The sequence below is a fragment of the Rubripirellula lacrimiformis genome (genome assembly GCF_007741535.1).
Lineage (GTDB): Bacteria > Planctomycetota > Planctomycetia > Pirellulales > Pirellulaceae > Rubripirellula > Rubripirellula lacrimiformis.
Window position 1 is genome coordinate 4,054,553 of record NZ_CP036525.1, and the last position, 12,752, is coordinate 4,067,304.

Sequence of the window (12,752 nt, forward strand, 5' to 3'; positions counted from 1 at the left end):
GTTTTTCCCCTGCTTTGCCACCCCCCCAGCGCGTCGACTGGCCTTTTCACCATGCGAATCCTTGACCTCGTCACGCCCAAGGAACTTTCGCGCGTCGCCGGACTCCAGATGCTTGCCCGCCAGATCGTCGAAGGCTTCTGCTCGGGACGGCACCGATCGCCACACAAGGGATTCAGTGTCGAATTCAAAGAGCATCGCCCTTACGTCCGTGGTGACGAACTTCGCAACATCGATTGGAAAGCGTTCGGCAAGAGCGACCGGCTGTACATCCGCGAGTTCGAGGAGGAAACCAACCTTCGCTGCACGTTGCTGGTCGATCGCAGTGGATCGATGCGGTATGGCGGTGATCGTTCGCAGCTGACGAAGTACGACTATGCTCAGCAATTGGCGGCTTCGTTGACGTACCTGATGTTGGCCCAGCAGGATGCGGTCGGCGTGATCACATTCGACGACCAACCGCGTGACCAGGTTTCCACACGAAGCCGTCCATCGCATCTTCGCGCCGTGATGACGGCCCTTGCCAATGATGCGACGCGGCGCGAGACGGATTTAGGCGGAGTGTTCCAGAAGGTGGCGTCGAAACTTGGCAGACGTGGGCTGGTGATCATCATCTCCGACGGGATGGGTGAGATCGCATCGATCGCACGCGCCTTGACCCAGTTTCGATCCAAAGGGCACGAGGTTCTGTTCTTTCAAGTTCTGGATCCTGACGAAACGGATTTTCCGTTTAGCGGAAGGGTGCAGTTCCGCAATCTGGAAAACGAAGATCAGCAACACGTTGTCGATTCGCGGACGATCCGTGATGCGTATCTGGAACGATTTCAACAGCATCAGACAGCGTTGCAGTCGGTTTGCCGTCGCAACCGTGTGGATCTGTTTTTGGCCACCACGGATCGCCCCTTTGATGACGCGATGCACGAGTACTTTTCGATGCGGAGACGCATCCGGTGACGTTTCTAAACGGGCTACTGGCGTTTGGCGCATTCGCATCGATCGTACCGCTAGCGATTCATCTGTTGTTCCGCAGTCGCTATCGCACCGTCGATTGGGGCGCGATGCATTTGTTGGATAGCGTCGTGCGAATCAATCGCCGTCGTATCCAATGGATGAACCTATTGCTGCTGTTGCTGCGATGCCTGTTGCCGATCCTGTTGGCGTTCTGTTTGGCTCGCCCTGTTTTGACGGGGTTTCAATCATTGCCGGGTACCGCGCCGCGTTCGATTGTCATTTTGGTCGACGACAGTCGCAGCATGCAGGCCAAGATGCCCGATGGGCAACCACGATTCGATTTTGTCAAACGAAGATTAACTTCTTGGCTAGATGATTTGTCACGGACGGACGAACTGGCGCTGATTCGTGCCAGCGACGTCGAGGGGCCGGTCGGATGGATGGGGGCCAATGACGCAGCGGCGTTGATTCACCAAATGCGTGCCGATAGCGGGCCGGTGGAACTGGGGGATTTGCTACGTCGCGGCGTGCAAGCATCGCAGCAGGCAAGCCACGCCGAACGCGAAATCCTGTTTGTGTCAGACTTTCAAAGTCACCTGTTGGACGATGCCGCGATCCAGTCGTTCGACACGGTGGGAGAAGGTTGGGGCCGCGATTCGGTTCGTCCCCTGATCCACTTCCTGAATCTCGGGGTTCAGTCGGATCAGATGTCGAACGTCAGCGTGGATGAAATCGAATCGGAATCGCCGGCCGTCGTGGCGGGAAGAACGGCAAAGTTCTCGGCCAGGATCCGAAACGCCAGCGATGTCATGGTCCAGGACCTTCGGGTGATCTGGTCTATCGATGGCACTCCGTTTCCGGCACGGACCATTACGATCGCGCCGCGGTCCTCAGCAACGGTACAGATGTCGGGCAAGTTGGCTGATGTTGGCGTCCATTCCATTTCGGTAGCCGTCGAACATGCCGATTCGCTTCCGGGGGACAATCGCCGCTGGATCGGTGTCGATGTCATTCGTCAGGTGAATGTGTTGATGGTCGATGGATCGCCCAGCCGACAACCGCTGAAAGGCGAGGTCGATTTTTTGGCCGTCGCGCTGAGCCCATTTGCGTTTGGCGGCCAGGACCAACCCGATGCGGTCCGCACGTCGATCTGTAACGCTGCATCCTTGGAACAACGTTTGGACAAGGAAGTGCCTGATGTGGTGGTGATGGCCAACGTTCGTGCGATCAACGATCGTCAACGTGATCGGCTAGCCGGTTTTGTTAACGGCGGCGGGGCGATCGTGATTTTCGACGGCGACTTGGTTGTGCCCGCGACGTACAACCAACCATGGGGACAAGGCGACGAAGCGTGGCAGCTGCCGGCACGAATGGGCGATGTCGTCGTCGCAGCCCAGGTGAAAGATTCAGATCAGCGGTTCGTCATCAACCAAATCAACCGACTCTATTCGCCCTGGTCGATCATCCAGGATGATGCGAGCACCCATTCGATGTCCGCATCGGGAGCATCGGGGATCGGCGGTATCGAGGTCACCCAGTACCGCAAACTGGTGCTGCCAAACGAACCGCCATCGTCGGACAGTGGTTCGGATTCGGTGAATGCTGCGTCGTCATTGATGTCCTTTGTCTCCGGCGACCCGGTTGTGGTCAGTGCGCCGCGAGGCCGTGGTCGTGTGGTGCAGATTGCGATCACCAGTGACAGCGATTGGTCGAATTTTCCGACTCGGTTGGTCTATCTGCCGATGTTGCAACAATTGATTCTGGATTTGGCCGGGTCGCGAATGCAGACCACCATCGACGTCGGGACGCCAATCAACGTTCCGGTTTCAGAACTCGTGGCAACGTTGTCGGCCAAAAATCGTGATGCCTTCGGCTTAGGTCCCGGTACGAATCCTAGATTCGATGATGGGAAGTCTGCGGCAGTGACGATTGAAAAACCCGATGGAAAACAGCAGTTGGTTTCGATCGCTGGCGATACATCGTCATGGGCGACATTGGGAATCGCCGACGTGCCAGGCGTCTATCGCATTCGGCTAAAAATCGACGGCGCAGCGGGTAGCAGAGTTGCCCCCGTCCCCGAGTCGAATAGCCCAAAGTCTGACAAAACGCCTTCGACCGATCGGCCGAGCAATGAACCGGAACCCATGTCGTCTGCATCAAGCACGATCCGCGTTGCCCAGGTCGCGTCGATCGAGTCGCAACTGCGGGACGCGGACCCGTCGCGTTTGACGCGAGCCGCCGAAGCGGTGGATGCATCGGTTTACCAGGATCTGGATTCGATGAAATCTGCTGACCACACCCGGCGTTTTGGTCGCGAGATCTGGCGCTGGTTGTTGTTGGCATTATTGGTTGCGATGATTGGCGAGCTGTTCCTTCAGCAACGTTCACCGACGATCAGCCACCATGCATCATCCAACGCTCCGCAGTCGGGGGCCTGGGGATCCGCATCATGATGGGCATTGTGAATTCCTTCTGTTTTTCGATGTTGGGGTCAATCCGGTTCGCGGGCGATCTGTCGCCATGGTTGGTGATCGCCGCCGCAGGCTTGGGCGCGGTGCTGGTGGCATTGATCTACTTGCGCGAGTCGGCGTCGTTGGCGGCGCCCTACAACTATCTCTTACCCGCCCTTCGCGCTTCGTCCGTTGCGTTGGTGATCTTGGTGTTGGCGGGCCCGGTCTGGCATCGTCGCTATACCGTGGGAACTTTGGGACGGATTGTGTTCGCAGTTGACCAGTCCGAAAGCATGTCCGTGGACGATAGCAGCGCCGACACTGCTAGCTACAACCGGCTTAGTCGGGCGCTGCGTTTGTTGACCGGAAGCAGTTCGCAGCCGGGGTGGCTCGATACGCTATCGAAGTCTCACGATATCGATGTCGTCGCTTTCAGTTCGGGCGATCCGATCACCATCTGGTCGACCGGTGATGACGTCGCAAGTGGGTCGGCCAGCATCCCCAGTTCGACCGCGGGGCGACCATCGGACAATCCGACCGAATCCGGTGGACTGACCGGGCTGGTGCCAAGTGGCGTGCGTACCGATCTGTCGTCGTCGCTGCAGATGATGCAGGCGTCCGGCGATGGGGATGCGGCAGGTGTTGGTCAAAGCAAGGCAGCGTTGGTTCTGATGACCGACGGCCGGTCCAACGAAGGTCCGTCGGCTACGGATCTGGCCACTTCGCTGCATTCGGCGGGCATCGAAGTGCACACGATTGGAATCGGCAGCCCCGATGAACCCGACGACGTGATGATCGTTCGCGTCGAACGCCCGGACACGGTCGCCGCGGACGGGACGTTGGTCGGATCGATCATGGTTGGCCAGTCGGGGATGGATGGTCGCGAACTTTCTGTCCGAGTGGAATCGAATTTGGACGGTAGCGTGCTTTGGCAATCCAATGTTGTTTCCGATGGAAGATCGCAGCAGACCGTTCCGTTCTCGATCGCCGTCGAACCGATCGTCGATAGAATTCACAATCAATCTGTTCGTGGGGTTCAACGCAGCACCGAAGTTTTGGATCTGCGAGCCGTTGTTGAACCGATGTTGGGCGAATCGACCACAGCCAACAATTCGTTTCCGTTTCGCACAGCCGCATCCATCCGCGATCGTCGAATGCTGATCCTGGATGGATCCAGCCGCTGGGAAGTCCGCTACCTGCGTAACCTGTTCGAACGGGACCCGGCGTGGGAAGTGGACACGTTGCTGTTCGGTCCCGGAACCGACATGCCTCGACTTCGGCGCGGTAGTCAGTCGGGCGAATTTCCCGACTCGCGTGAATCGATCTCGCGCTACGATGTGGTTGTGCTGGGCGAAATCCCGATCGATCCATTCGAGGCGACCGATGCGGTCCGGTTGCGAGAGTTTGTATCGCGGGGTGGTGGCTTGATCGTGATCGACGGTCGCTACGATCGCATCGCACCGATCGCCAACAAGTTTCTTAGCGATTTGATTCCGGTTCGACATCAGGATCGGATGATCACGACCGTGGAGTCCCTGTTGCCCACCGCCGTTGGCTTGGATCAACCGACATTTCATATTGGCGGTGATCCGGCGGATCTGGAACCACTGTGGCAGCAGTTGCCGGTCCCTACGACGGTGGCAGCGGTTACGGCGCAGGAAGGTGCCGAAGTGTGGGCGGAAGTCCAGGACGCCGATGCGGCCCGTTCTCCTTGGTTGGTCACGCGACTGTTTGGTGCGGGGCGTGTTTTCTATCTGGCAGCGGACCAAACCTGGCGTTGGCGTTACAAAGTGGCCGATCGGTTCCATGCCCGATTCTGGAATCAATTGGTTGCCGCAGCGATGCAGCCGCCCTATTCGTCCAGCGACGAATATGCGGCGATCGGTACGGACAAAATCGAATACTCCCCAAGCGAATCCCCCGTCATCCGGGCCCGTCTGCAGGACACAGGCGGGAAAGCGGTCGGCGATGCGACGGTCGATGCATTGATCATCGCCAACGATCAGGTCGTCGCGACGGTGCCGCTATCGGTGGATGATCCTGCGCGAGGCACGTATCAAGGATCCGCCGGGATGCTTGCCGAAGGTGCTTATCAGATTCGAATTCGGGCCAGCGGATTTGATGCGTCCGCTCTTCAGGCGTCGACTCCGATTTGGGTGGGCCAGTGGAACATGTCCGAAAGCAGTCCCGTTGGTTTGGACGCCAGCGGATTGGCGGAAATCGCCAGCGCAGGCGGCGGAGTCTATCTGCATGAATCTTCCGCGGCGCAGATTCTAGAACGATTGAAGCCGCTGTCCTCGGGAACCATCGTGGATTCGGATATCGTTGTCTGGCAGTCGTTCTATTGGTTCTGGGCTGTGATCGTGTTGTTGGGTGTCGAGTGGTTGATGCGTAAACGTGCAGGATTGGTGTAGCCATGGCTTCCATGATCAACGAATGGCAAGACGGACTCGAATTGAGTCCTGCGACCCGCGGCACCTTGGCCAGGTTCGCCAAACGTCGCCGCCTGTTGCTGGTGCTAAGAGCCTTTGCTGCCGGATTGACCGTGTTGTTGACCAGCATGCTGGTGATCGCCGCGGTCGATTACGGATGGATCATTGGTGATGGACTGCGCTGGACGCTTGGCATTGTCAGCTATGTCGCCACGGTGGCCGCCATGTGGGGGTTCGGTTTGGGGCAATTGCGCAGCGATGATCCACGCCGTATCGCCCGCCAGATCGAGAGTGCAGATCCGCGATTGCGAGAAGACCTGTTGTCGGCAGTTGAACTGGCGGATCCGGAAAGTGCGAACGGGTCAGACGCGTTTCGCCGTCGATTGCAAACGTCCATGGGGCGACGAACATCGTCGATCAATGTCGCCGAATTGTTGCCGATCGAGATCATCCGTCGTTGGTTGATGGGGGGAATGGCTTTTGTCGTGGTCTGTGTTCTGCTGACACTGATCCCACGGGCCCAATTTGGACGTCGATTCGCCCGCGCGATTCTGCCGGGCTTCGCAATCCAGCGGGCATCGATGACTGATTTGACGATCATCGATCCATCGCCACCGTCCGGATTCGTCGCGCAAGGAGACGCTGTCGGCGTGACGGTCGATGTCAGTGGTGTTGCTGTCGACGAGGTTACGTTGCACTGGACGACCGCAGACGGAACCGTGGGTCAGACTCCGATGACTCGCCGCGTGTCCGTGGTCGATCCGAGTGATGTGGTAACGATTGATGATTCGGATCCGGATCCGGGAGCGAATCGGGATCCGCAGTCGGCATCGAATCGCCATCGATACGCCGCCAATTTGCTAGTCGGTAGCGATCAAATTCAGTATCGGATTATCGCTGGTGATGCCGTAACGCTTTGGCATCGCTTGACCCCGCTACCGCGGCCGCATGCGGTCGCGTTTTCCAAACGATACCGGTTCCCCAGCTACGCCAAGCTTGATGACCGAATCGAACAGGCGGATCATGGCGATCTAGAAGCGTTGGTCGGTACGCGTGCCGAGATCACAGTTGAATTCGACGAACCCGTCGATGATGCGAACGTTCGCTTCGGCGTGCGGGGGCCGGTCTATCCGATGGATTCGATCGATGGATCTGCCAAGGATTTTCGGACAACCATCCCCATCACGACGCCTTCGGAATACCAGATCGATGCCACTAGCAGTCGATCGGGTTTGAACAACCCGTTTAGTGACCAGTACCGTGTGACGCCTGTGATCGACCAGCAACCGGTGGTCCGTTGGGCGGATGACCAGGCAACGACGATTTTGGTATCGCCACTAGAACAGGTCGATCTGTCTGCGCTGGCCAGCGACGACTTGCCGCTAGATCGAATGATCCAAGAGTTCCAAATCAATGGTGATCCGTTGGTCCAACGGTTGGTTCGGATCGATGTCGCCAGCCGGCAATTGGAGATGAACTGGACTTGGGACTTGTTGCATCGGATCAATCAGGACGCGGAATCGGCCAAACTATCGGGCGGGGATATTGTTCGCGTCCGTCTCGTTGCTAGCGATCGGCTGGGCCAGCGAGGTGAATCACCGTTCATTGAATTGTTGGTAGCAGACGATCAGTTTGACGCTGATCGGCACAGCCATTTGGATTCGGTGGGGCGTGTGACCACTTTGGTTCGCGAGTGGACGTCGCGCGCCGAATCGATTCTTTCCGCCGCCATCGATCCAATCCAACAAGGCGATCCCGAGGCCATCGGCGTCCAGGGCATTGCCGCCGAAGAATTGCGGAAATCAACCGAAGCGTTGATCGATCGAATGCTTAGGCAAGTTGCTGCGTCGAACGATCTTGCCGAAGGCCGCGCCATCGAGTTGATGGGACTTGGCGTGATTGATCTGGATTTGCAACTTGGTCGCTTGTTCGAACTCACGCCCTGGATTGTCAATGAACGTCACGAATCCTGGGGCAACAATCGTCAACGAGAGCTTCAGCGGCAGGCAGGGCTAGCTCGTTCGCTTTCTCATCAAGCCAGTCGCTTGAACACTTTGGCTCAGATTGAATTCGCGCAGCAGTTCACAGTTGCCATCGCGACAGACGTGTTGGCGGTCGATCGCAGCTTGGAACCGTTGATCGAAAGCACGGCGAACGATCGATCGGTGATCCCTATCGAGCGCGTCCCGCAGTATTTGACCATGGTCACGGGGCGTCTTGATGCCATCGATCAGTTCTTGACCAAGCACGCCGCGAACTTGCCCGAATCAACTCGGCGACACTACGAACAGTGGAGCCGATGGTCCCAGCAGTGGGCGGGCAAGCTTGCGGATGTGGATCCATTGGACCGAACCGAAGAACAGATCCGAAATCTGATTCAGCAGTTCGCTTCGGAAATCCAAAACCAATACGACCATTCCATGGTGGATGGTCGCTTGTCGGCGGTGATGCAACAGGTCACCCGCGACGTACCACGCGAAATCGGTTTAATCGGGAATCTGATCGATTCGATGGGACGTGACGGACGTGAATCGAAACAGGCTGCGATCCGGGCTGCTGACGAAAACGATTCCAACAAAGCGGCGGAATCGGTGCGTGAAGCCAAGTTGAAGCAACTTGCCTTTCAACTCGAACGCGATTGCTTTTTGGCGCGAATCCATTCCGAGGAAACCTTGCATCGGCAGCTGCCGTCGGTCGATCTTCGCTACGCAGCCGATTTGAACTTGATTGCGCGGGCGGTCAAGAACGTCACGGAGGATGGGTTTTCGGACTATCAGGGGCAGGCCGCGGCGGAAGTGTTCGACAGCTTGGCGGAAGCTTTCCGGCTGATCGAATCGGCCCACAACGCCGAGATGGGGCTGCGAGAAATCCGTGCCTTGTGGGACGCGGAAAGACGTCTGGATGAGACCACGGTCGCAAAGTTTGGACACCCGGATTGGCTGGAACGATATCCCAGCGTGATGGAGTGGCCGGTGCGCGATCTGCAGAAAGCTGGCATCGATTGGAAACAGCTTCAACCCATCAGCGATTCTCGCGGCAGCGAAGATTTTGGTCAGGCCAAGAACCGAATCACGCGGCGACGATGGAGTCCCGAACCGATGTTGAGCGCGTCGGCTTCGTTAGGCCGAATTCATTCGGACGTCGCTCTAGTTTTGAAGTCGATCGAGCCTGAAACGGCCGAAGCGCGAAACGTGATTTTACGATATGTGTTGACGTTGCCCGAACAGGCGGCAAAGGCGGCCAAAGAGGTTCGTGACAGCAAGCAGGCTACCGCAGACCGTGCCGATGAATCGGACGCGACCCTCGAACAGGTCCAGGCCGTTCAGGCCGATGCCCAACGTGACGTCCAGGAAACCATGGAAGCGTTGATGGACTTTGCTAACACCGCGAACATGGGCGACGATTCACAGCGAGAATTGGCTCGCGATGCGGACGCCGCGGCGGCGAAGATCCAAGATCGAATGAAATCGGCCCAGCAGAAGATCATGGATGCAGCCAATGCCACAGACGATTTTGTGCGTCAGGAACTGCTGAACGAGAATATCGATGCGTTGGATGAATTGGCGAAGTCGCTAGAGGATACGGCCGATCATTTCGAGCGTGCTGCGAATGGCGAGGATGTATCCGAGTCGCGGCAAGATCTTCGGCAGGCCGAAGCCGATTTAAAGATCGCCGAGCAAATGCAACGTCGTTTTGACCAAGCCAAGACGATGGCACAGGCCGCCCAGAGTTCACCGCAGGAGATGATGCAGCGGTTGGAACAGGAACTGAAACGCAACCCGCCCATGCAGCAGGAATTATCCGAGATCGCTTCCGATGCAGTCGAAGAAGCGGTGCGTTCCCTGCAAGCGTCGGCTCGCGAAGAAGTCGAGATCGACCGATCCTTGCAACGCAGCGATTCTTCGTTCCAAGAGGCGAAGTACCGTGCGGCCCGTATGATGGTCAACGCCGCCCGTCGTGCAGCGACCGTCGATCAGTCCATGCTGGATACGCTTGATGGATCGGTGCAGTCGGCAAAATTGGACGATCTTCGGCAACAGGTCGAAGCCGCGCGTGACCCTATGCGTCGCCTGATCCAACAAATCAATGAAATGGGCGGGGATCAAGCTCCCCTGGTTAAGATCACCGACACTGCGGCTGCCATGGCGGACGCTGTGCTGCAGGCGACCAAGCGGCTGGACGAAATCAAAGATGCGGCAGCAGACGCGACGACGACCAACATCCACGCGGACGACGAAAAGCAAAGAGAAAACGAGACGAAGAAACTAGAACGAGATCAACGGAATATCCGGACCGCACGTTCCAATGCGGCCTCGCGTGAACGGCTTGATTGGACTTCATCCGCCAAGGATGCTGGCCGCAGAGTGATGGACTTCCAGCGAAAGAAGCGAGATTCCAAACAATCGATCCAGCAGCTTGAAAGTCGATTGGCCAAAAGTGACAAGGACCAAGACAATCTTCGTCGACAGATCGCACAGTCTCAGCAGCGACAGTCGCAAGCTGAGCGGGCCGAAACCGCTGCACGCGAAACGCAGAAGTTCGCCACCGAACAAAGCCTGCGAGCGAAAGAGCGGGAAAAAGATTTGCAAGCGATGCGTTTGGAACAGCTCGATCAACCCAACCCTGCTGCGCAGTTGGCCGTCCGGTTGGTGGAACAGACGAAAGACGAGCTGGAATCGATCCGCCAAGACATGTTGAAGGTTGCGGGAGAATCGGACCGGCTGGACCAACTTCGAGCGCCAAAGGACCAAGCCCGCGATCTGATGAATCGTCAACGGCAAACGACCGATGATGTGGCCGCTGCTGTGGATGATCTGCTGCGTGCCGCACGTCACGAATCGCGTTTGGATCGCCCATTGCCAGCAGCCGACCTGGATCAGGCAGCAGAGAACGTCCGTGAAGGTGCCCAGCGTGCCGCCGAAAGTGCCACGGACCAATTGCAGCAGGCGATGGAAGAAGCATCCGAATCGGCCCGTGCCAGCGAGATGGTTGCTGCGGCGGAGGCGAGTATTCGCGAAGCGGCCGATGCATTGACTGACCTGACCGACGGCTCGGATGGGAAGCCGAATGAATCGGCGGATGCCGCAGCCAACGAAGATCGTTCATCGAATCAAACTGCCAATGACTCGCAGGCTCGTGAACTGGCCCAGACCTTGGACGAATTGGATCAAGCATTGGCGGATTCGCAGGAACCGTCTTCGCCTGAATCCGGTGACCCGTCCGATTCCGAATCATCCAGCGATAGCGGCGAAGCTCCGTCGGAATCGTCTGACGCTCAAAACGCGGATTCCGGCGCCAGCGAAGGACAGGATGGCCAACCCGGGCAAGCCCAGCAGGGACAGGGGCAATCGGAACAGGGGCAATCGCAACAGCAATCGGGGCCGACCACTTCGGCCGAAGCGTCACCGACCTTGGCTAGTTTGATCGAGGCGGCGTCGCAAGCGGCCGCACGTCAACGCCAACAACAGATCAGTCCAACGCCTGGCGAAGGGGGACCACCCGGCGGGGCAGCACCCACTGCGCCATCGGAAAGTTCAGCCGCCGGTGATCCGTCTAGTTTGCCGGGTTCGGGGCTGATGCCCGACGGTGGGGCCATCGACGCAACGGGGTTCGATCGCGAAGGACTAGAATGGGGGGCACTACGCCAACGAAGGACCGAAGATGCGGTGGATTCCGCGTCGGTCAACGTTCCGATCCAATACCGGCGTGAAATCGAAGCCTATTTCCAAGCCATTGCCAAACAAGCGGCTCAGCAGCAGTGATGTCGAAGAATCATCCATCGTCGTTTCCACTCGGTCGCCGAAGCTATTTGCTTGGAGCCGGTGCTTGGTTGGCAGCGAACCTGGTCGGGAGCCAACGATCAGCTGGGCAAGAGTCCGCGTCGACGCTGTACTTGAAGGACGATGTCGATCAGGCGGTCGAATCCGGGATCGACTATCTGGTCAGCGTTGCTCGTCGTGACGGAGCGATCGCGGATCGTGGGCACGAGGTTTCGATGTCCGCGCTGGCCGTGATGGCGATGGCAGCCATCGGAACGCAACCTTCGGAGCATGATCCGCGCGGACAGGTCATGCAGAAAGCGATCGACTTCGTGCTCGATCCGTCGAACCAGACGATGGAAGGCTATTTTGGTGGCCGCGATGGTTCACGAATGTACGGCCATGGGATCGTGACGCTGATGCTGACCGAAATGTTGGGCATGGGGGCAACGATCGACCAGAACAATCGCATTCACAAGTCGCTGGTGGATGCGATTCAGGTCATCCTGGCCGCCCAAGCGGTAAAGAAGCCAGAGAAGTTGAAGGGCGGATGGCGATACACACCGGATAGTCGCGATTCGGACCTGTCAGTTTCCATCTGGCAGTTGATGGCACTGCGGTCGGCAAAGAACGATGGCCTGGATGTGCCGGGGGAATCGATTGACGACGCACTGCAGTATCTGCGTTATTCCTACGCATCGCCGCTGGACAATACGGGTGTGCCACGAGACAAGGTCAGTGGGTTTACCTACACGCCGGGAACCTATCACCCAACCTTCACAATGACTGCCGCGGGTCTTTTGGCGATGCAAGTTTGTGGTCAGTACGATTCGCCATTGGTTGCCGGAGCGTCAGAGTGGTTGCTGCAGCATCCGCCCAAGGCCAACGAGCGTTTTTTTCATTATGGCGTCTACTACTACGCCCAAGCGATGCATCAGGCGGGCGGCAAGTACGCCGAAAAGGCCGACAAATTGGTCCCGCAATTGTTACTGGATTCCCAGCAAGGCAACGGTGCCTGGATCGCTCGTGGCGGCGAAGAACGCAACATCGGCGCGGTGTACGCGACCGCTCTAACGCTGCTAAGCCTCAGTGTGCGATACCACTATCTTCCGATCTATCAACGCTAGCCTAGCTGCTCGCGATCACGTCGGGGTTCAACGTCG

Annotated in this window: 5 protein-coding genes; all 5 read left to right on the top strand. The window is 57.9% G+C overall.

All coding sequences use genetic code 11. The annotated features are described in order from the left end of the window. Positions 1 to 51: 51 nt before the first annotated feature. From K227x_RS14205 to K227x_RS14225, 5 genes are read left to right on the top strand one after another with little or no spacing between them, the layout of a single operon-like run. On the top strand, positions 52 to 951 hold the full coding sequence (locus tag K227x_RS14205; RefSeq protein ID WP_145170411.1) for a DUF58 domain-containing protein: 900 nt from the start codon (positions 52 to 54) through the stop codon (positions 949 to 951). After that, positions 948 to 3,401, top strand: coding sequence for a BatA domain-containing protein (locus tag K227x_RS14210; protein ID WP_145170413.1), 2,454 nt, complete (start codon positions 948 to 950; stop codon positions 3,399 to 3,401). Before K227x_RS14205 ends, K227x_RS14210 begins: the two co-directional genes overlap by 4 nt. A gap of 29 nt (positions 3,402 to 3,430) precedes the next feature. Further along, positions 3,431 to 5,812 (top strand): VWA domain-containing protein, encoded by a 2,382-nt coding sequence (locus K227x_RS14215; protein WP_218934004.1) that lies wholly within the window; start codon positions 3,431 to 3,433, stop codon positions 5,810 to 5,812. 2 nt (positions 5,813 to 5,814) lie between these two features. After that, complete coding sequence (locus K227x_RS14220; protein ID WP_145170417.1) at positions 5,815 to 11,592, top strand: hypothetical protein; 5,778 nt, start codon at positions 5,815 to 5,817, stop codon at positions 11,590 to 11,592. Further along, on the top strand, positions 11,592 to 12,716 hold the full coding sequence (locus K227x_RS14225) for a prenyltransferase/squalene oxidase repeat-containing protein (protein ID WP_145170419.1): 1,125 nt from the start codon (positions 11,592 to 11,594) through the stop codon (positions 12,714 to 12,716). The genes K227x_RS14220 and K227x_RS14225 overlap by 1 nt, the downstream gene beginning before the upstream one ends. Positions 12,717 to 12,752: the final 36 nt, after the last annotated feature.